The sequence below is a fragment of the Methanospirillum sp. genome, assembly GCF_035406105.1.
Classification (GTDB): Archaea; Halobacteriota; Methanomicrobia; order Methanomicrobiales; family Methanospirillaceae; genus Methanospirillum.
This window is the reverse complement of sequence record NZ_DAONKG010000018.1, coordinates 1-19256: the sequence shown is the minus strand read 5'-3', so window position 1 is coordinate 19256 and position 19256 is coordinate 1. Positions and strand designations below refer to the sequence as shown.

Below are 19256 nucleotides of genomic sequence, written 5' to 3'. Positions count from 1 at the left end.
GTGATGGTCAGGGCATTACATATTGCTGTTGCCGTGGCATCAGCGAGAATGGGATCAGGGGAGAAAACAGTAACACTATCAGCAGTTCCAAAAGAAAAAGAATGACCGACGGTTGCAGAAGATGTACAAATACCGTACATATCTTCCTTTGGGGGGATGCAAAATGCATATCTCCCGGATAACGGTGATCTTCCTGCATACAGACCCACATGAACTGGCCTGTCGGTGATCATTGCAATATCTCCTCCATTATCAATAATGCAAAATGATGCTCCGGTATTATGTGCTGCGCGTACTCCTGCACACGCAACAGCACCTGCAACTGCCGCCATCGGACCCACCCCCGCTATTTCTGCTGCATCTGCCATCTTCTGAATAATATCCGGGCCCTCTTTCACAACCACGGGTTCATAACTCATTTCAAAAAAAGGATCAAACAGGATATATCGCTCGATCTCGTGCCGGGCCGATCGAATTCCTTCGCAGGCTGCATCGATTACTGACTGGTCATCTGCAAGGATTGTGGCAATTGTTTCCCTGAGTTCAAAATGATGACGAAGGGTCATTCAGATTAATAACTCAAGGATAATGCAGCATGAGGGCAACTGATGATACATCGTCCGCAGAGGATGCAATTCTTTGTCTCTACCTGTAATTTCCATTCATCATCAAATGAAAAAACTCTTTTCGGACAGATCGAGATACATGCACCACAATCGACACATTCTTCTTCATCATGCCTTATCCCTTCTTCCAGGATCCTGACTTCGGCACCAAGTGCTCTCATCCGTTCGCTGACCAATATGCAGCTTTCATCCGGTACATCAACCAGAGCCTCTTCTCCTTCATGGGCATCGGACCGTGCCCGGTCTACATTGATGAGAACGCCAGTATCCTTTACAACCTGGGCAATGATCGGTCTGCTGTCATGAATAAGACGGACTAAGAGCTTCATGGTCTCCCCCCACCCGGTTTAAACAATTTTCCAAGGTCGCTTGCGTGAAGAATGGCAATGCACTGGTTTTGTGCATCGACAACCGGTAGAGCACTGATACGGTGATGCTCCATCTTTTGTGCTGCGATGTCAATCGGTTCATCTGCCATTGTAGTAATGACATTCCGTGTCATGACGTCCTGAACCTTGATTTTTCGTTCCGGCCTGGCCACTGCCTTTGCAATATCAAATGTGGTGACAACACCCGTCAGCCGCCCCTGATCATTCAGGACAGGCAGATGATTTGTCTCCCCTCTGAGCAGTTTCTTTGCAGCTTCAGTAATCTCCTGATCTTCCTTTATGGTGACAACTTTCCGCTGCATAATCTCCTGGACCAGAACCACCTTTCTCGTCTCCCGCATCGGTTTTGCCTGCTTAGAGGGATCAAGATATCGTGTGGGGAGGCACAACGTCATCTGGCCGTCCTCGATCCAGCGTTTTAAGGTTTTCGCCACCATTTTTGCCCGACGGAATGAGGACAGGGAGGATGTTTTGATCTCCTCGTTATTGAGTTCAATGGACCCTGACTTCAGTTCAGCATAACTTACCTGGCCAAGGACGGGTCTGCTCCGGGAAGGAACGCCATAATCTCTGATACTTACCATAATGTCCTCATCCCTGACCGCAGTTCGCCGGACGGTTTCAATATCCAGTACCGGAAGGGGAATACCGACACCGAGGTAGAGGGTCGGTCCGTACCGGTACATATATGCGGCCCTGAGAAAATCGGTATTCATGTCATTCATGTCAGCCGTAGTCATCAGGGTTGCAAAATTTCCCGCTGATGAGTGCTGAGTTCCTTCTCCGACTACCATCCCCGGGGCTCCTCCAAGCAGGATGGGGACTCCGCTTCCGATTAACCGGAGATTTGGATCATTGCATATCGGATTTAATGTTCCTGCACCTGAGAAAGTGACATTTGCATTATGAGGAAGCAGGGTTCCCATATAGGTATAGAGAGTGTCTTCCGAGGTATTGACAGCGGCATCATACCGCTGATATGCATTCCGTGGATTGACCATGATGGCCTGGTTCAGGTCTTCCAGTCGTACCTCGGTGCTGATACTCCGTCGTGGATAGCAGTCTGAACCGGAAGACTGGGCACGAAGTTCAATAGCTTTGCCCGATATAAAATCTTCAATCACATGGGCACCGCCATAACTCTCCATTCTGGTTACTGACTTGTTCGTCGCACCGATGTAGGTATCCACTGCTGCAATACCACCATACGCTTCGACATCATTCAGCCAGAGCCGCTCCATCTTTATTGGCGGTTCTGCATGACCAAAGTTTAAAAATGCTCCTGAGGAACACATGGCTCCGAAGGTACCGGTGGTTACGACATCCACCTCCAAAAGTGCTCCTTCTTCTCCAAGTTCGCTGACGATGTCCGGCATCTCATCGGCAGTGACCACCCGGGCTGACCCATCACGAATTCGCCGGTTGATCTCATCGATGGACTTTTCCATAATGTCTACCTGATTGGAGATGATAGGAGTTATAGATTTAGTTTTCCTTCGGTGAAAAAAGAAAAGATTTAACGAAGTACTGCACCACGATCTGCAGGGCCGACCGCTGCAGCATATCTGGTCAGAACTCCTGATAGTGGCTTTACTACCGGTTTCCACCCCTTCTTTCGTTTTTCTATCTCATCATCCGGCACATCCAGATGTATCGTCTTTGCAAAGAGGTCAATAGAGATCTGGTCACCATCCACGACAAATGCAATCGGGCCGCCAGCTGCCGCCTCAGGTGCTACATGACCGATACATGGTCCACGGGTTCCTCCGGAGAATCGGCCGTCTGTAATGAGTGCGACCCTGTTATAGCCTAGTCCGACAAGGGCCGATGTCGGAGAGAGCATCTCTGGCATACCCGGACCGCCTTTCGGACCTTCATACCTGATGATCACCACATCCCCTTCTTTGATCTCCCGTGTTAGAATTGCCTTCATGGCCGGTTCCTCACCGTCAAATACCCGTGCAGGTCCGGTATGTCTCCACATTTCATCCTGAACGGCACCACTTTTAATAACCGCCCCGTCAGGTGCAAGACTTCCGGTAAGAATCATCAGACCTCCTGTATGATGGATCGGTGTATGCACCGGCCTGATAACTGATTCATCTACATACCTGACTGAATCGGCTATAGAATACACATCTTTGCCTGAAACGGTCTGACAATTTTCGAGATAGTTTCGGATCTGCCTGAAGACTGCAGGAATACCTCCTGCATGATAGAGAGCCTGCATGGAATGTGGCCCGGCCGGCATCATTGAGGCGATATGAGGGACCTGTTCTGATATTCTGTTAAACTCCTGGAGATCAAAAGGAATCCCTGCTTCGGTAGCAATTGCCATCAGGTGCAGAACGGTATTGGTAGAGCCGCCAAGTGCCATGTCAACCCGGATGGCATTTCGCAGACTGGCCGGGGTGATGATATCGCGGGGGAGAATCTGCTTTCGGACAAGATCCACAATCCTTTTTCCTGATCGGTATGCCAGACGAAGTTTTTCTGCATAAACTGCAGGAGTGGCAGCACAGCCGGGAAGTGACATTCCAAGAGCTTCTGTCATACATGCCATGGTGTTCGCGGTATACAGGCCCTGACATGATCCACATCCTGGCATGGCAGCAGTCTCAAGTTCCAGGAGTTCATCTTCACTCATGGTTCCTCCAGCCACCTTTCCAACCCCTTCGAAGATATCTGTAAGGGACAGTTCACAGCCATGGAGGTTCCCGGGTAGCATATTGCCTCCGGTAAGAACAATAGCAGGGATATTACATCGTCCTGCCGCCATCAGCATGCCCGGAACAATCTTGTCACAGGTACAAATGCATACAATTCCGTCGAATTTATGGGCCTGTATCATAAGTTCGACCGAATCAGCAATATTTTCCCGTGAGGGGAGGGAGTATCGCATTCCTTCATGACCCATGGCAATCCCGTCACAGATACCAATGGTATTAAACTCAAAAGGAGTTCCTCCTCCTGCAGTAATACCCTCCCTCACCCGTTCTCCAAGAAGACGGAGATGGGTGTGACCAGGGACGATGGTGTTCCAGGAGTTCGCGATACCAATAAATGGCTGGTGCATCTCACTCTCATCTATTCCAAGCGAACGGATGAGGGAACGATTCGGAGCCCGGGCATATCCTGCCTTGACATCATCACTCCGCATAAAACTCGTGAAAAGATAGGAGACGACACCAGATAAAGGAACGGTTTTTGGTGCAAAATCTCTTCATTGTTGCACCACTCAGCCGGGGGGTTTATCGATCGTATGGTGCATATCGTTTGGAAGATAATACTTTGGTATGGTATTTACCTGTGTTCAATGTGGTCAGTGTTGTATGTATCTGGGAGACTATATTGTCATAGATGCAAAAACCGGGCCATATTCCTTTTCATGCACCTGTGTCTCGACAAATACCCATTTTTTTGCAGTAATTGATGAGGATAAACGGGAGATTTTCGATAGGGACGGTTTTTCACGTCAGCATCCTCAAGCCTGCCCTTTTCTAAGGCCGGCAGATGACGGGCGAATCGTCTGCACCATTCACAAGACAAGTCCTGTACAATGCAAAATATACCGGTGTGTGGCGGTGAAAATTTATTCCGGCGACCAACAAGTGGGATATATCACCGGCATGGGAGCACTTCATTCTGATGATCGGGCCTTGCGATCGCTGTATGAGTCATGCGCATTTAAAATTCCAAAAGGAGATCAGGAACGGGATGAATGGCTTGCCCGGTTTTTTGAGAAGCACGGGTACCGGACAGAATAATTTTCCATCATGAGTCCAGCCATAGGCCAACATCTGCAGTATTGAGGATCATGACTCCGATGTTTTTCATATCCAACACATTAGCTTCATGGATGTCTTTTGTCTGTGCGCCGGTGGCATCTTGAACGAGGACTGTTTCGTAGTTATATGCCATCGCATCAAACACTGTGGTCCGGATACAATTCGGGGTCTGAATTCCTCCTACAACAACAATAGTCACCCCGAGGGTCCGGAGGATCAGGTCAAGGGTGGTTCCAATAAATGCACTCATCCGTATCTTTTCAATCAGGTGTTCACCTGGCACCGGGGTGAGTTCATCAATCACTGCAGCACCATGTGTCCCTCTGACTGCAAAAGGTTTGTTTTTAAAAAGGTCAGATCTGAACCATTCAACGTCTGAACCATCAGGTTCATGAACCCTGACGATATGGAAAACAGGGAGATTTTTTTCGCGAAACAGAGAAAGCAGCTGAATAAGAGGAGTGATGACGGCCTGTGCTCCCACCACCGGAAGAACTGCCTGAGCTGATGCAAAATCATTCTGCATATCAATGATGAGCAGTGCAGGTTTTTTTGTCATATATACGAATGGTATTGATGTTTCATCATGGTTGTGACGATGTCATACATTGCCTGATTCTGAAACGATTTCAGATGAGTGGGATATATGGTTTTCTGACAGGTTAGGATTATCCGAAGAGTGGTTGAACAACACGTATGGTCAATGCAGGGTTGATATGGTGTTCTCTGAATTTCTACGGAGGAAAGGGGATACTTTTGTTAGTAATATCGATGGTATTGTGGATTATCCCCCGGAAAAAGTGTTCTATCGGAATATCCATGAGGCAGATGGTCGAAATGCACTGCCCGGCTGGGCATTAGATCTCGTGACCACAAAAGGGTTATCTTCACATATGCGACCATATAGAGAGCGTGAGGTGATAATAGGTTATGGATGATGCGATATTTCTCTCTCATATTCCAAAAGAGAAGAGGTTTTTTCTCTCACAAATGATTCTGATTCTTTGTGTCATTCTTTGCATGATTGCACCGGTACCTGCAGAGCGTGTATTCTTCTCAGATGGCACTGTATACAATTCATCATTCTCTAAAGATGCCATACTTGAACAATTTGAAAAATATCCTGAAAGGGGACCGGTAATTGTGTTTCATGATCTCATCTGTCAGTCCTGTAAGGATGCAATGGATTATTTCAGGGAGTTTGAGCAGATCTACCCGGATGTACCCATTGTGTATTATTACCTTCATGGGAACGTGACCAACAAACTGCTGTTTGAAACATACATGAAGAAGTATCACCAGGACAATCTCCTTGCACCGACCGCTTTTGTTGGTCCTGCAGGGATAGAAGGGAATAAGTCAATCCGACTTGTTTTTGAACCGTTTGCTCTCATCTATCAAAATATCTGATTTTTCTTTAGAAATATCCAAAATTAATCCCTTACTCGCTGAATAGAATGTCTTTGAAGATCGATGAGTGAAAGAGATACATGAGTATTCGGAGAATATTTTGTGGTTAAAATTTTCAGCTCATCTCCGTTCAGTCATTTTTCTTTGTCACCTTTTGTAGTGTATACTCGGGAATTCAGGCGTATAAAGGAAGGGTCTGGATGTAACAGGCTATCAACAGTTATCTCACACACCCGCACTTCTTTGCCATCTCTGCAACCGCTTCTGCTACCACTTTTGCAACCCCCCGGTCCAATGGGTCGGGAAGGATTTTTTCCGGAGTTGGTTCTTTCACATATGATGCGATGGCATGAGCCGCTGCAATCTTCATCTCCTCGCTTATCTTTGTGGCTCCGGCATCTAAAGCTCCCCTGAACACCCCCGGAAACACGAGCACATTATTTACCTGATTCGGGAAGTCTGACCGGCCGGTTCCGATTACTGCCGCACCTCCTGCTCTGGCTTCATCTGGCATTATTTCGGGAGTAGGGTTTGCAAGGGCAAGGACAATCGGATCAGGATTCATCAGCCTGATCATATCAGCGGTAACGAGGTTTCCTGTAGATACACCAACAAACACATCTGCCCCCCGTAATGCGTCAGAGAGCGTTCCAGTCCTGAGCATCCTGTTTGTCTCATCACCGAGCAGATATTTATAAATATTATGGTAAAGGCCCTGTCTCCCACGATAGATAATCCCTTCACGGTCACAGACGATCAGTTCCTTTACTGCTGTACATGTTTGTCCTTCATATCCGATACATTTCAGAAGACGGCAGATTGCATACCCTGCGGCACCTGCGCCTGAGACCACAACGGTGAGTTCCCGGAATTTTTTTCCGGTGACTTTACAGGCATTGATAAGGGCTGCAAGCACGGCGATAGCTGCACCATGTTGATCATCGTGCATCACCGGAATACCCAGGTTCTGAAGTTCCTCTTCAATCTCGAAACACCGGGGAGCCGCGATATCCTCAAGGTTTATTCCACCGAAGACTGGTGCAATACTGCGGATATGACTGATCAGATCATCATGGTCACCGGTGATGCAGATAGGAAAGGCATCAATCCCCGCAAACTCTTTAAACAAAATTGCTTTTCCTTCCATAACCGGAATCGCCGCTGTCGGGCCGATATTTCCAAGCCCCAGAACTGCCGTTCCATCTGTGATAATAGCGATGGTGTTTCTTTTAAGTGTACAGGAAAAGGCCCGTTTTTCATCTTCTGCAATATACCTGCAGACATGTGCAACACCCGGGGTATAGGCTAGTGAGAGATCCTCTCTGGTCTGTACTGGCACCTTTGAGTGAACTGCGAGTTTGCCCTGATGTTTCAGGTGAAGTGCCAGTGATTTCTGTGCGATCTCCTCACGATCAATATCCATGACATGAGAGTATCATTGGTTGGATATCAATGTTTGGAAAAAAAAGAAACTCAGGGTTCACGATACGGATTTACAATCCTTATTGTCGGCTTTGAATTCTGTCCGTTCTGGCGGGGAGGAGCGGTCTGGAATGTCTGGTCTTCTGACATGATACTCGATTTGCTGACAACCATATACCCACGGGAATCAAGAGCGTACTGAACCCCTTCCTGCAGAGTTGCGCGGGTTACAATATCTTTGAGATCAATTCCAAGTTTTACCATCATCATGGCTACTTCGGGCTTGACGCCTGTCATAATAACCTGTGAACCAAGGAGTTTGACTGCTGTGGTTGCTTTAATGATATGGGTTGCAACGGTCTCGTCAATATGAGTGATCCCTGTCCCGTCCATGATAATTGATCTGGCTCGCTCCCGGCTGATTGCATCAAGAAGTTGCTCAATCATCTTATTGGCTCGTTCTGCATCAAGCGTTCCAATCATGGGCAGGACAAGAATTTCATCCCAAATTTTGGTAATCGGTGTTGAAAGCTCAAGTATTGCAGCGCTCTTTTCTCGTATGGAAAGCTCTGCTGCTAGTTGCTCGCTGATATCCTCAAATCTGACCAGAATCTGATCCTCATTTGAAGATCCATATCGTCTCATGACACCAGCCTTCACAATGAAGGTTTTTTTCCCTTGTGGAATCGAAATTTCTGTTTCAAAATGTTTGACTTCGGTCCCGGCGTTTTTCAGGCCCTCCAGGGTCTGTCTGAAAAGTGGTATATTTAAAACCCCATTCCCTATCTCATATACCGATCTGCCTTCAATATCTGCCCTGCTTACTCCGAATGTCTGATCGAAAGCCCGATTAGCGAATACAACAGCAAATTTCTCATTTAACACAAAAAGAGGTTCATCAATCGACTGAATTATCTCAAATGGATCAACATTGAGGGTCCTGGTTGACATACAGATAATCTATATTCATGGATTGATGTTATTACTTTTCATTAGATATGCACACACCCTACATGATCTCAAAATGGATATAGTTGTGTTGAACCGAAGACAGTTGTGAGAAAAACCGGGGGGATACCCCGGTACGGAGGAGGAAAGCGATAATGAACGCCTCAGTTCGGAGTAAGTATATCCGGCGACGAAACCGGATCTCTCTCCTGCCATCCGGGGGGATGGCGGTGTGATATGTAATACTACACTCCCGAAGGTTATATAATTAACGTAGCCATTATCGACACATCACGAACGTGCCTATAAATATCCTCTATGGACAATAGTCACTGAAAAAAAAGAAAAAGAAATATAGGTCTAAAATCTTCAAGCTGGAACAAATTTCGTTCCGTAGAAGATTGCGCCGCTGGATCCATCTTCTCCCAGCTTCCTGAAGACTTGTCTGACTGGCATACCAATGTATACCTTATCGATATCACAGACCAGGTGGGTAGTAAGCCGTGTCCCTTCATCCAGCTCGATAATTGCTAGGACATAGGGGGTTAAGAGTTTGAAGTTACCGGAAGAACTTCTGATAATCGAGTAGGTGACCACTTTCCCGGTTCCTTTAAACTTATGCTCAACGATCTTTCCTTCTCGTCTGCATGCAGGACAAAATCCCCTGGGTGGATAGAAATATTTACCACAGGTAGTACACCGGGTTCCAATCAGATTATACCGGTTCTGCTGTTTTCTCCAGAAACGTGCAACTGACATCTTATACCCTCCCGAAGATATGACAGACAACCGTCGCTCCGGTTCCACCGACGTTATGAGTCATTCCAATCTCGGCATCGATCTGTCTCCCCTTAGCCTCACCCCGAAGCTGCTTGACGGTCTCATAGACCTGCTTGACGCCCGTTGCTCCGACCGGGTGACCACAGGCTTTCAGACCTCCGCTTGGGTTGATTGGAATTTTTCCGCCAATAGCGGTCTCTCCCTCTTCGGTCAATCTTCCGGCCTCACCTTTTTTACAGAATCCGAGATCCTCTATTGCGCAGATTTCGGCAATCGTGAAACAGTCATGCACTTCAACAAATCCGATGTCCTTCCGCTCAACTTTGGCCATCTGAAATGCCCGGTTTCCGGCGGCAACGGTTGCATCTAAAGTACAGATGTCCTTTCTGTCATGGAGGGCGATAGTGCTTGAGGCTTGTCCTGCTCCAAGAACCTTAATTGGGGTATCGGTAAACTCCCGTGCCCGCTCAAGTGGTGCGAGGATGACTGCTGCTGCCCCATCGGTTACCGGCGAACAATCAAAGAGGCGGAGGGGATCCGCAACCAGTGTGGAGGTGATGACCGTTTCAAGGGTGATTGGTTTTCTGAACTGGGCATTTGGGTTTTTTGCACCATTTTCATGATTTTTAACAGCGACCTGGGCAAGTTGTTCTCTGGTCAGGCCATACCGGTGCATATACTCCGTTGCAATCATTGCATACAGACCGGGGAATGTAATTCCTGCGATCCCTTCCCATTCACGATCTGCCGCTGCCGCAAGAACATCAGTCGTTACTTCAGTTCCGACATCGGTCATCTTCTCAACACCGGCAGCGACTACGATGTCTGACATCCCCGATGCAACCGCTGTATATGCCTGTCTGAATGAGAGACCTCCGGATGCACAGGCTGCCTCAACACGGGTTGCCGGGATGTTATCGGTTGCAAGACCTGCATAATCCGCAATCAGGGCACCGATATGTTCTTGCTCTACGAACCTGCCGGCACTCATGTTTCCGACAAATATCTCGTCTATCTGTTCACCTGAAAGGTTTGCATCTTCTAGGGCAAGAGCTCCTGCCTCAACAAAGAGGTTACGAAATGATGTCTCCCATTTCTCTCCGAACTTTGTACAGCCTACGCCGATTACTGCAACTTCTCTCATTCCATCATCACCACTTTGCCTTTGTGTTTTGCATAGACTGCATAATCCACGATCTTCTTGTCTGCCAGAAGAGCAGAAACCGTCGGTGCCGCATCACGGTTGAAGAGGTCAGAATTGATGATATCAGTAACGGTAATATCAAATGAGTCACTGCCCGAACCAGATCCATATGAGGTCATAAAGATTCGGTCTCCTGGTTTTGCAATATCCAGAACTGCAGAAAGACCGACCATGGAAGCACCGGAGTAGGTATTACCAAGGTAGGTGACTGCAAGGCCTGGCTTTATCTGGTCCATGGTAAACCCGAGCATTGATGCAGCCTGGACCGGAAATTTCCCGTTTGGCTGATGAAAGACTGCATAGGTATAATCAGATGGTTTTGTCCCCATTTTTTCAAGCATCATCTGTGAGGCACCGATAACATGCTTAAAGTATGCTGGCTCACCAGTAAACCGCCCGCCATGACGTGGATATGGTTTATTCTCACGTCTCCAGAAGTCAGGAGTGTCAGTGGAATATGAACAGGTATGATTTATTTCAGCGATAGGATCGTCGTTTCCAATAATCATAGCCGCTCCACCGGCTGCAGCGGTGTATTCGAGTGCATCTCCCGGTTCTCCCTGGGCAACATCAGCACCAACTGCAACAGAATACTGTACCATGCCGGATTTTACAAGCCCCATCGATGTCTGAATTGCAGCTGTTCCTGCCTTACAGGCAAATTCGTAATCTGCAGCGGTCATAACCGGGGTAGCCCCGATTGCTTCTCCGACGGTAACTGCCGTAGGTTTCACCGCATAGGGATGCGACTCTGATCCGACATATACCGCTCCGATATCTGCAGGATTGATGGTTCTTCGTGCCATAGCTGCCCGTGCAGCCTCGACGGAGATAGTGATCGTATCTTCATCCATATCCGGCAGTGCCTTTTCATAGACACCAAGGCCCCGGGAGATCTCGGTGCCGTTTGCACCCCAGACCCGGGCAATCTCTTCCACTTTTATACGGTACCGTGGGATGTATGCACCGTACGAGATGATTCCTACCATTTTTCTTCCCTCAGTCTCTCCACGATATCTTCGATGCCCAATGTTGTACACATCAGGGTGATGTTATCCTTCTCAGCCATTTTTGGAACGATGGGATGCACATCACCAAGACTGATACCATGAAGTACTACGCACCGGGGCTTGAAAGGAGTAACCCGGATTGCCACCATCGGCGACTTTCCGTTTGAAACTCCGGTGAAAATGAGCGCCCGTTCAGTACTCCAGCCATATATTCGGTTAAATTCGCTTGCGGTCAGATTCATAATCGCCCGGAGACTGTCAATTACCGTGTATCCATAAATACTCAGATGAACCGGTCCGGTAATGATCTCGGCCCCGATAACATTGGCGAATGTCGACAGGTTAATGGGGCTTTTATAATCATGCAGGTCATAAATTACCCCGTCCCCCATCTCGGTGAAGAGCAGCGATGCATATTTATGTATATACTTACCGCCCTTTGATTCATCAATGGCAAGGATGCTGTCAACAATGCGCCCGATAATGGCAGTACCCGGACTTTTTCTCCTTCCGCTTTCATAGTCACTAATGACTGACGGCGATACACCTAAGTACTCGGAGAGCTGTCCCTGAGAGATGTCAAAACTCAGTCGCCATTTCTTCAGAGTTTTTCCCGGAGAATCAGAGAGTGTTATCTCCCCCGCCATCTTCTCCGCGAGTCGATGACGAAGTCCCGATTCCATGCCAGTACACTATGAAGGAGAGGGGTTATATAATTAACGAAGATTTGTTCGACAAAGAGCGATAACGCACGATTTGTCAGGCCTCCTCATTTTTTCTCTTTCTTCGTAAAACATTCTCCTTCTGGCTTTTTAACATCCGCACAGCCTCCTCTAATGAACTATCTGGATCGCAGAACCAGCAGTATTTTCCATAAGAAAATCTTCTGCACCGTTCACGATGGTACCTGTTTTGTGTGTACTATATTATATGATGTCAATTCCTGAAAAATACACATAAAGATTAAGATTTGTAGCAAGTTTTGAAGATATTCAGATCCTTATTCAGCTGAAAATAAAATTTATTTTCACGTACATCGATATACGGTTTTGTCTGGATCACAGACAAGAGGGAAGAACATGGCACTGATAAGACGTGACCCGTTTAATTTTTTCAGAAATGAACTGGACAATATATTTGCAGAGATGGAGAACCGGTTCCAGTCATACCTCCCGGCTTTCCCAGCTTATTCCCAGAGTGGACGTGACCTTGCCCCGGTTTTTTCCGGTGGATTCACGGTTGATGTTACCCAAAAGGATGATCAAATCATTGCAAAAGCCGATCTCCCGGGGTGTAATAAAGAAAATGTAAAAATAAGACTGGTACGGCCAAACCTTCTTCAGATTTCCTGTGAACGACGCGATGAAAAGGAACAGGAAGAGAAAGATTATTTCATTCGCGAGCGTTTTTATGGCTCGGTCAGCCGCAGTGTTCCACTTCCTGCAGAAGTGACAGAAGAAGGCGCATCAGCGACCTTTGAAAACGGAGTACTGGAGGTCACGTTTAAAAAATCAGGTAAGGAGTCGGGTGGAGACATTCCAATCCTCTAGGTCTCTTCTTTTTTATTCTCAAGATAGAGATGTAATTCTGATACCTTCTCTAATGACACCACTGCCTCTTTTGGTTCAGCCTTGAGAATATGTCCTCCGGCATCATATGTGTCGGTAATGAAATGAAGATGAAATCCTGCATAATTTACTCCGTTCATCCATTCAGGGTAAAAAAATCCTACCAATGTCCCATTCGCGTCCTCACGATTAAAGATGCTTTGGTTTTTGATCACATCTGAAAGCGGTGGATATGGTTTATTCTGAGCAGGAATACTTCTAAAGGTAATATTATGAAATGATCCATTAATTCGCACGGCATATATCTGTTGTGTATCAGGAATTGATTTCTGTATGGAATTATATAATTCCTCAAGGGAGGACATGTTGTTCACGGCATATGTTATTTGTGGTATGAATTTGACAGTATTTGCAAAACAGACTCCGGTTTCGCCAGATGGTGCATGAACAACCCCGTCATTTGTGATTTGGTACACTCTCCCGTCAACCTGAAGCAGTTCACCGTTTAAATCCTCAAATCCCCCAATTCCATGATCCCCAAGCCGGTTCATGTCATCTACGGTAAAAATTTCTGAATATTCTCCTTTTTCAAATAGTCCAAATGAACCTGCCTGATAGAGGGGACAAGATGAATTCACCTCTTCTGCCAGTCCAACACCTGAATTCATCAGGACTAGAATACAGATAATGATTGGAAACACGTGTATAATCCTTTCTCTCATGGTCTTATTCCTCATTTGTTGCTTGTTAACTCATCCATCGTTTCCAGGTACCGTTATTACATGGTATTGCTATCCGTATTTCTTAAATCTTCGTTTGGATGTTCTTTTCAATATGCCTGAATTCTGTGTTCTTTTGATTATTGACTTTCATCATGGATCAATACAGATATTAGGGTATACAGGTTACCAGAGAGGGATCATCAGGTGTTTGTTGACGGTTTGATAATAACAATGGCTGCTTTTTCGGCAGGTTTTATAAACGCACTTGCGGGTGGAGGAACCCTTGTCAGTTTCCCTACCCTCCTTGCTCTTGGGATAACTCCGATAACCGCAAACATTACCAATACTCTTGCCCTCTGCCCTGGTTATTTCGGTGGCATGATAGCTCAGAGGAGGGAGTTTCCCTATCAGAAGGAAAGAATATGGAAGATCCTTCCCCTAAGTATCATCGGTGGTCTGACTGGAGGATTTCTCCTGATTCATTCTGATGAGATGGCATTTCGTACTCTTATTCCGTATCTCATTCTTTTCGCGACCCTGCTCCTTGCTGTTCAGGCTCCTCTGAAACGATGGATTGTGGGTGGTTCCCATCATACTGCTCATCCCAGACTGATTGCAGCCGGTGGTTTTTTCCTCCTGTTTCTGTCTTCTATTTATGGCGGGTATTTCGGAGCCGGAGTGAGTGTTATAATTATTGCAGTCCTTGGTCTGCTCTATGATGATTCACTTGCGAGTCTGAATATTCTTAAAATCATTATCTCTTTTAGTGTAAATGTGACCGCAGCGATTTATTTTATCTTCACCGGTACTTTTGACGCAATGATAGTAGTTCTCATGAGTATAGGATCCATTATGGGAGGACTGGTAGGAGGGACTCTGGTTGAAATGATTCATCCTGAATTATTCAGATGGATAATCGTTGCTCTCGGATTTTGCATCTCCATCTGGTATTTTCTCTATGGGTGAATCATCATATAACACCATCCGACTCTTGAATGGTATTACTCTCTGCTGCGAAAAAGGGTCTATTGTCAATTTTCAGGCGGACAGGAGAATAAAATACTCTTTCATGCGAAATTATCACATGCATCCTTTGACTTTTCCTCTGGTAGCCATTTCGATGGGTATTCTGGCTATCGGAACTCATTCAATAGCTGATGTACCTTCTGATTAGATGATTGTGACAGATTCAGATCTGCTTTTTGCTATGAACAATACCCCCTGACGTTCGTGATCGTATTCGCTTTGTCAAAGAAGCTGTGGTATTTGCACAACGGGAGAGAAAAGAAAAAACATTGTCAGAGTTCTCATAAAACCAGCATCTGCAATCCATGTCATCGGGACAGGCACATACCTCTCGTCAATACTGGTCATCTTTTCAAAAGAAAAACGCGATCTCCTCCAGATGAAAGTCAGAGACGCTGTGGATTTTTCTGGGTATCGTTGATGAAGTCGAAGAATTGGTCGAGCATGGGCTGGTTATCACCCATGAAGTAAAAATGGGAAGGAAACGATAATCCTTTCACCCAATGCAGCAGGGGTTATCAGCATCTGCGGTTAAAGGTGAACCCCATCACCTGTATATCCGGTTATGAGGATTTGAAAATCTTTCTGCCAGCATACTGCGTTTTATTCCCAAGTACTTCGCCGATACGGAGAAGCTGGTTATACTTCTCAACCCGTTCACCACGACAGGGTGCACCTGTTTTGAGCTGACCACATCCGAGTGCAACAGTCAGGTCAGCGATGAATGAGTCACAGGTCTCCCCGCTCCGATGTGATACCATAGTACCCCACTTTGCCTTCTGTGCAAGCCGGACAGCATCAATGGTCTCACTCACCGTCCCGATCTGATTCAGTTTGATCAGGACTGCATTTGCAGTTTTTTCTGAGAGTCCCCGTGAAATTCGCTCAGGGTTTGTAACAAAGATATCATCTCCGACGATCTGAATCGAGTTACCAAGTCTCTGTGTCATTTCAGCGAACCCTTCCCAGTCATCTTCAGCATGTCCATCTTCAATAGAGATGATTGGATAGGTTCGAATCATCTCCTCGTAGTAATCGATCAGCTCTCCTGAAGTCAGGACTTTCTGTTCGGTTCGAAGGGAATATTTTCCATCTTTATAAAATCCGCTTGATGCCGGATCAAGAACAAGAGCAATCTCTGTACCTGGTTTATATCCGGCTTCTTCTATCGCATGGACAATGAGTGATGCCGGCTCCTGATTTGACGGGACCTGAGGGGCAAACCCTCCCTCATCACCAACACCGGTTGAAAGACCCTTCTTTTTCAGGACCGATTTTAATGAATGATAGACTTCGCATCCCCACCTGAGCGCTTCAGGAAAGTTCGGAGCACCAACCGGGGCGATCATATACTCCTGAAAGTCTGATCCCTGCCAGTTTGCATGAGCTCCCCCATTCATGATATTCATGCAGGGAACGGGCATAAGACAGGAGTCCGGATTCAGATATTGTGCAAGAAGGACACCTTTTGAGATTGCTGCAGTTCTGGCAACCGCCATTGATACGGTGAGAATTGCATTTGCGCCGAGTTTTGCTTTGTTGGGTGTGCCATCAAGATCAATCATTATGGAATCGACAGACCGCTGATCAAGAGCATCCATGCCGATAAGTTTCGGTGAGATGATATCATTCACCGCATGAACAGCACCCTGCACTCCCTTTCCGCCAAAGCGCTTCTCACCATCACGGCGCTCAACTGCTTCATGAATTCCAGTGGATGCACCAGAGGGACAAGCTGCCCTGCCGGTTATCCCGTTTTTGAGGATTACGTCAACCTCAACAGTTGGATTTCCCCGAGAGTCAAGAATTTCACGGGCCTTTATCTGTTCAATTCTGGTTTCCATTGGGGTTCACCACTAGCAGATTGATCCTGAGATGATTTGTAATCTCTGGATAACGGCATCAAAATGGGCTGGTCATATGTCTGGAACACCATGCAAAAATAGTACCCTACTCCTGTGATATCCAGGAATAGAGGAATACGGCAATCACTGCTCCAACAATCGGCCCGATTACATAAATTGGAAAATACATCCAGAGGTTTGTTCCTCCAAGTACCAGATCGGCGAGATATGGTCCGAAGGTTCGTGCGGGATTGAGTGAGGAACCAGATATATTTCCACTGGTTGTGATGATCCCGCCAACGGTCAGACCGATGATAAGGCCGGCAAATCCGGGAGGTGCCCGGCTGTCTACTGCAACACCCATAATGGTGAGCATGAGGACGAAGGTTCCAATCGCTTCAGCAAGGATTGCCTGGCCATACGAAATACCAGGAAACGGTGCAGTTGCTCCAAGTCCGCCAATGAGTACTGCATCCATCCCAACCGAACCGGCAAAGAGAAAACTGCCAACGGTTGCACCGATGCACTGAGCGAGTATATACGGGATTACTTCATTTCCTGGGAATTTTTTTGATAACCAGAGTGCTATTGTCACAGCGGGGTTGATGTGACAGCCGGATATTCTCCCGAGAGCATAGATGGATGCAGCAATGGCAATAGCAAATGCCATTCCGATGGCGAACCAGTCCCCCAGTCCTCCAAGAACTCCAATACCAATATTAAAGGGAGTGGGAGGATTTGATCCATGTGCAATCATCAGGGTGATTGCGGCAGCTCCTGCACCAAAATAAACCAGAATACAGGTTCCAATGAGTTCAGCAACACATCGTTTCATGAGGGTCATACCATATCACTTCCTGTATGCTCCTGCACAATCCGGACAGAGAATCCGTGGAAGCTTCTTTCCGGTTTTCTGGGCAGGGAATGGATATCCTCCTTCCCAGACATCCATTTCTTCCCTGACCAGATGGTCCATGCACAGTCCCATTCCGCAAACGATACAGACCGCTACGGCATCGGTATCCTTCCCTTGTGTCGCACATACATAGCACTTCATTATGGTCACCACGTCAGACTGCGTCCTTCCACTGACAGTAGGAATGACGGAAGTCCATAAGCGCTGCAGACGCACAGTCTTTACAGATTCTTGCCGGGGCTGCAGCAGTCTCCTTGTGAAGAGCGATAATATTTGTCATCAGTGTTGCGGTAACCGGTTCACTGGTCAGGAGACATGGATAATCTGCAAGTCGCATCATGGCTGACATCCGCACGGTCATAGCACAGGCCGGGTATGCATACCGCTGGGGGTTCATAAGGACATCATTCTCATGGATAGGAGAGAGATCCACGGTAAAGCCTGATACTTTTGGCTTGATAATTCCAGTATCACCACAATGCATCCGACGTGCCTTGTCAAGATATTTCCATCCTCGATAGATCATATCCATAAAGTCACAGTTGTGGAGTTCAACTGCCGCGCTTCTTGTCGGGTACAGCTGAACATAGTTATGATACCGCTTGGTAAGCAGATCTACGATCATGATCGCATTAAATCCATCCAATTCCAGAATATATTCTGCAGAACAGGCTGATGCACCGGTTGCAAGAGACAGAATATCATATTCACTCTTAAATTGGGGTTCTGCTTTTTTCAGGGTGGTCTCCATCACTTCGGTTGTTGCATCAATAGCAGCCATGACCACGTCATCCTTGCACATGTTGAAGGTGGACTGGGCGATATGATGAGCAATATCTCCAACACAATAGGCCGGAATTGTTAGAATATTACCATAATGAACCCCTTCATCCATCGCTTTTTTTACAACACTGGTCATCTTCTGACGATATGATTCCATATATTTCCGATGATCAAACGAAGACTGGCCAACACTGTCCATAAGTTCAGCCTGTGCCTGTACCGGATGTTCATATATGGCTTTCAGCATTGCAATTTCTTTTTTTACGGCATCAGCAAGTGACGCTCCTTTTTCAACCTCATGGGCAAACACATCTCCCACGCCATAGGATGTGTTCATGCCCCATGATTTAGCTGCAAGGATGGCCTTTTTATGTTCATCCGGAATTGGTGTCTCTTGTAGTATTCGGTTCACAATATTACTCGTCGAACCGGGAATGAGGGCAAAATCTACCACACAGGTCGGACCATAAAACCCCCCGTATCGTCGTGCAGACTCCCGTCCTATCAGTGATTCGGATTTTCCAATCGTCTCAATGAATTTCTTCACGCTCGTTTCAAATCCTGTGTCCTCCTTGCAGAGAATTTCAAGGATGACCGGAGTCTGATAATGCTCAACAAAGGGATCATCTTCCGGGCGAATGGTTTTTGTAAGTCCTTTCAGGATATCAAAATGCGCTTTTACGGATTCTGTGTGGAGAGCGAAAACGGCCGCAGACTGCTCTTCGACAGGTTTCATCTGCTGTACTGCATCAAGATATGGCTGGGCATCGGCGATCACAAAATTATGACCCCTCTTTTTTCGGACAGTCTCTACATCTGC

At 46.7% G+C, this 19256-nt stretch carries 21 protein-coding genes and 1 riboswitch; of the genes, 5 read left to right on the top strand and 16 right to left on the bottom strand.

What is annotated here, in order from left to right; all coding sequences use genetic code 11:
• From PLA23_RS01985 to ilvD, 4 genes are all read right to left on the bottom strand, one after another.
• A partial coding sequence (locus PLA23_RS01985) for a UPF0280 family protein (protein WP_324473790.1) occupies positions 1-566 on the bottom strand: 566 nt, incomplete at its 3' end.
• Between the two features lie 5 nt (positions 567-571).
• Entirely contained in the window at positions 572-955 is a 384-nt protein-coding gene (locus tag PLA23_RS01980) for a 4Fe-4S binding protein (protein WP_324329408.1), read from the bottom strand.
• Complete coding sequence (locus tag PLA23_RS01975; RefSeq protein ID WP_324329410.1) at positions 952-2463, bottom strand: homocysteine biosynthesis protein; 1512 nt, start codon at positions 2461-2463, stop codon at positions 952-954. Before PLA23_RS01975 ends, PLA23_RS01980 begins: the two co-directional genes overlap by 4 nt.
• A 68-nt stretch (positions 2464-2531) precedes the next feature.
• Entirely contained in the window at positions 2532-4175 is a 1644-nt protein-coding gene (gene ilvD, locus PLA23_RS01970) for a dihydroxy-acid dehydratase (RefSeq protein ID WP_324329412.1), read from the bottom strand.
• Positions 4176-4311: 136 nt separating this feature from the next.
• Here ilvD and PLA23_RS01965 point away from each other — a divergent pair, with 136 nt between their 5' ends.
• Positions 4312-4782: a hypothetical protein gene (locus PLA23_RS01965; RefSeq protein ID WP_324473788.1), complete on the top strand. Its 471-nt coding sequence runs from the start codon at positions 4312-4314 to the stop codon at positions 4780-4782.
• A 7-nt stretch (positions 4783-4789) separates the two neighbouring features.
• On the opposite strand, the gene PLA23_RS01960 is transcribed toward PLA23_RS01965, so the two are convergent.
• Complete coding sequence (locus PLA23_RS01960; protein WP_324473786.1) at positions 4790-5362, bottom strand: cysteine hydrolase family protein; 573 nt, start codon at positions 5360-5362, stop codon at positions 4790-4792.
• Between the two features lie 49 nt (positions 5363-5411).
• Here PLA23_RS01960 and PLA23_RS01955 point away from each other — a divergent pair, with 49 nt between their 5' ends.
• A complete protein-coding gene (locus PLA23_RS01955) occupies positions 5412-5741 on the top strand; it encodes a hypothetical protein (protein ID WP_324473784.1) in 330 nt (109 codons plus the stop codon).
• Complete coding sequence (locus tag PLA23_RS01950) at positions 5734-6213, top strand: hypothetical protein (protein WP_324473782.1); 480 nt, start codon at positions 5734-5736, stop codon at positions 6211-6213. Before PLA23_RS01955 ends, PLA23_RS01950 begins: the two co-directional genes overlap by 8 nt.
• 220 nt (positions 6214-6433) lie before the next feature.
• On the opposite strand, the gene PLA23_RS01945 is transcribed toward PLA23_RS01950, so the two are convergent.
• The 6 genes from PLA23_RS01945 to PLA23_RS01920 all read right to left on the bottom strand — a co-directional run bounded on the left by PLA23_RS01945 (position 6434) and on the right by PLA23_RS01920 (position 12260).
• Positions 6434-7636, bottom strand: a complete 1203-nt coding sequence (locus tag PLA23_RS01945) for an NAD(P)-dependent malic enzyme (protein ID WP_324473780.1) — start codon at positions 7634-7636, stop codon at positions 6434-6436.
• A 50-nt stretch (positions 7637-7686) separates the two neighbouring features.
• Positions 7687-8586, bottom strand: a complete 900-nt coding sequence (locus tag PLA23_RS01940) for an STAS domain-containing protein (protein WP_324331056.1) — start codon at positions 8584-8586, stop codon at positions 7687-7689.
• Positions 8587-8952: 366 nt separating this feature from the next.
• Complete coding sequence (locus PLA23_RS01935; RefSeq protein WP_324331057.1) at positions 8953-9342, bottom strand: Zn-ribbon domain-containing OB-fold protein; 390 nt, start codon at positions 9340-9342, stop codon at positions 8953-8955.
• Position 9343: 1 nt separating this feature from the next.
• Positions 9344-10507 carry an acetyl-CoA acetyltransferase gene (locus tag PLA23_RS01930; protein WP_324331058.1) on the bottom strand — a complete coding sequence of 388 codons (1164 nt, stop codon included), beginning with the start codon at positions 10505-10507 and terminating at the stop codon, positions 9344-9346.
• A complete protein-coding gene (locus tag PLA23_RS01925; RefSeq protein WP_324331060.1) occupies positions 10504-11556 on the bottom strand; it encodes a hydroxymethylglutaryl-CoA synthase in 1053 nt (350 codons plus the stop codon). The genes PLA23_RS01930 and PLA23_RS01925 overlap by 4 nt, the downstream gene beginning before the upstream one ends.
• Entirely contained in the window at positions 11550-12260 is a 711-nt protein-coding gene (locus tag PLA23_RS01920) for a helix-turn-helix domain-containing protein (RefSeq protein ID WP_324473778.1), read from the bottom strand. The genes PLA23_RS01925 and PLA23_RS01920 overlap by 7 nt, the downstream gene beginning before the upstream one ends.
• Before the next feature lie 396 nt (positions 12261-12656).
• Here PLA23_RS01920 and PLA23_RS01915 point away from each other — a divergent pair, with 396 nt between their 5' ends.
• Complete coding sequence (locus PLA23_RS01915; protein ID WP_324328004.1) at positions 12657-13127, top strand: Hsp20/alpha crystallin family protein; 471 nt, start codon at positions 12657-12659, stop codon at positions 13125-13127.
• Here PLA23_RS01915 and PLA23_RS01910 read toward each other — a convergent pair.
• Positions 13124-13867: an acetolactate decarboxylase gene (locus PLA23_RS01910; protein ID WP_324473775.1), complete on the bottom strand. Its 744-nt coding sequence runs from the start codon at positions 13865-13867 to the stop codon at positions 13124-13126. The genes PLA23_RS01915 and PLA23_RS01910 overlap by 4 nt on opposite strands.
• A gap of 219 nt (positions 13868-14086) precedes the next feature.
• Here PLA23_RS01910 and PLA23_RS01905 point away from each other — a divergent pair, with 219 nt between their 5' ends.
• Positions 14087-14833 (top strand): sulfite exporter TauE/SafE family protein, encoded by a 747-nt coding sequence (locus PLA23_RS01905; protein WP_324328000.1) that lies wholly within the window; start codon positions 14087-14089, stop codon positions 14831-14833.
• A 562-nt stretch (positions 14834-15395) separates the two neighbouring features.
• Positions 15396-15454, bottom strand: a riboswitch (Fluoride riboswitch).
• Positions 15455-15456: 2 nt separating this feature from the next.
• On the opposite strand, the gene eno is transcribed toward PLA23_RS01905, so the two are convergent.
• From eno to PLA23_RS01885, 4 genes are all read right to left on the bottom strand, one after another.
• On the bottom strand, positions 15457-16737 hold the full coding sequence (eno, locus tag PLA23_RS01900; protein ID WP_324327998.1) for a phosphopyruvate hydratase: 1281 nt from the start codon (positions 16735-16737) through the stop codon (positions 15457-15459).
• A 106-nt stretch (positions 16738-16843) separates the two neighbouring features.
• Positions 16844-17581, bottom strand: coding sequence for an MIP/aquaporin family protein (locus PLA23_RS01895; protein WP_324473773.1), 738 nt, complete (start codon positions 17579-17581; stop codon positions 16844-16846).
• 6 nt (positions 17582-17587) lie between these two features.
• Complete coding sequence (locus PLA23_RS01890; RefSeq protein WP_324327994.1) at positions 17588-17794, bottom strand: DUF2180 family protein; 207 nt, start codon at positions 17792-17794, stop codon at positions 17588-17590.
• Between the two features lie 13 nt (positions 17795-17807).
• On the bottom strand, positions 17808-19256 hold a 1449-nt coding region (locus PLA23_RS01885; protein ID WP_324473771.1), incomplete at its 5' end, for a DUF2193 domain-containing protein.

Excerpts from the sequence above, each read along its gene's own strand:
- PLA23_RS01980 (WP_324329408.1), bottom strand. The coding sequence starts at position 955 with ATGAAGCTCTTAGTCCGTCTTATTCATGACAGCAGACCGATCATTGCC.
- PLA23_RS01975 (WP_324329410.1), bottom strand. The coding sequence starts at position 2,463 with ATGGAAAAGTCCATCGATGAGATCAACCGGCGAATTCGTGATGGGTCA.
- ilvD (WP_324329412.1), bottom strand. The coding sequence starts at position 4,175 with ATGCGGAGTGATGATGTCAAGGCAGGATATGCCCGGGCTCCGAATCGT.
- PLA23_RS01965 (WP_324473788.1), top strand. The coding sequence starts at position 4,312 with ATGGTATTTACCTGTGTTCAATGTGGTCAGTGTTGTATGTATCTGGGA.
- PLA23_RS01960 (WP_324473786.1), bottom strand. The coding sequence starts at position 5,362 with ATGACAAAAAAACCTGCACTGCTCATCATTGATATGCAGAATGATTTT.
- PLA23_RS01950 (WP_324473782.1), top strand. The coding sequence starts at position 5,734 with ATGGATGATGCGATATTTCTCTCTCATATTCCAAAAGAGAAGAGGTTT.
- PLA23_RS01945 (WP_324473780.1), bottom strand. The coding sequence starts at position 7,636 with ATGGATATTGATCGTGAGGAGATCGCACAGAAATCACTGGCACTTCAC.
- PLA23_RS01940 (WP_324331056.1), bottom strand. The coding sequence starts at position 8,586 with ATGTCAACCAGGACCCTCAATGTTGATCCATTTGAGATAATTCAGTCG.
- PLA23_RS01935 (WP_324331057.1), bottom strand. The coding sequence starts at position 9,342 with ATGTCAGTTGCACGTTTCTGGAGAAAACAGCAGAACCGGTATAATCTG.
- PLA23_RS01930 (WP_324331058.1), bottom strand. The coding sequence starts at position 10,507 with ATGAGAGAAGTTGCAGTAATCGGCGTAGGCTGTACAAAGTTCGGAGAG.
- PLA23_RS01925 (WP_324331060.1), bottom strand. The coding sequence starts at position 11,556 with ATGGTAGGAATCATCTCGTACGGTGCATACATCCCACGGTACCGTATA.
- PLA23_RS01920 (WP_324473778.1), bottom strand. The coding sequence starts at position 12,260 with ATGGAATCGGGACTTCGTCATCGACTCGCGGAGAAGATGGCGGGGGAG.
- PLA23_RS01915 (WP_324328004.1), top strand. The coding sequence starts at position 12,657 with ATGGCACTGATAAGACGTGACCCGTTTAATTTTTTCAGAAATGAACTG.
- PLA23_RS01910 (WP_324473775.1), bottom strand. The coding sequence starts at position 13,867 with ATGAGAGAAAGGATTATACACGTGTTTCCAATCATTATCTGTATTCTA.
- eno (WP_324327998.1), bottom strand. The coding sequence starts at position 16,737 with ATGGAAACCAGAATTGAACAGATAAAGGCCCGTGAAATTCTTGACTCT.
- PLA23_RS01895 (WP_324473773.1), bottom strand. The coding sequence starts at position 17,581 with ATGACCCTCATGAAACGATGTGTTGCTGAACTCATTGGAACCTGTATT.
- PLA23_RS01890 (WP_324327994.1), bottom strand. The coding sequence starts at position 17,794 with ATGAAGTGCTATGTATGTGCGACACAAGGGAAGGATACCGATGCCGTA.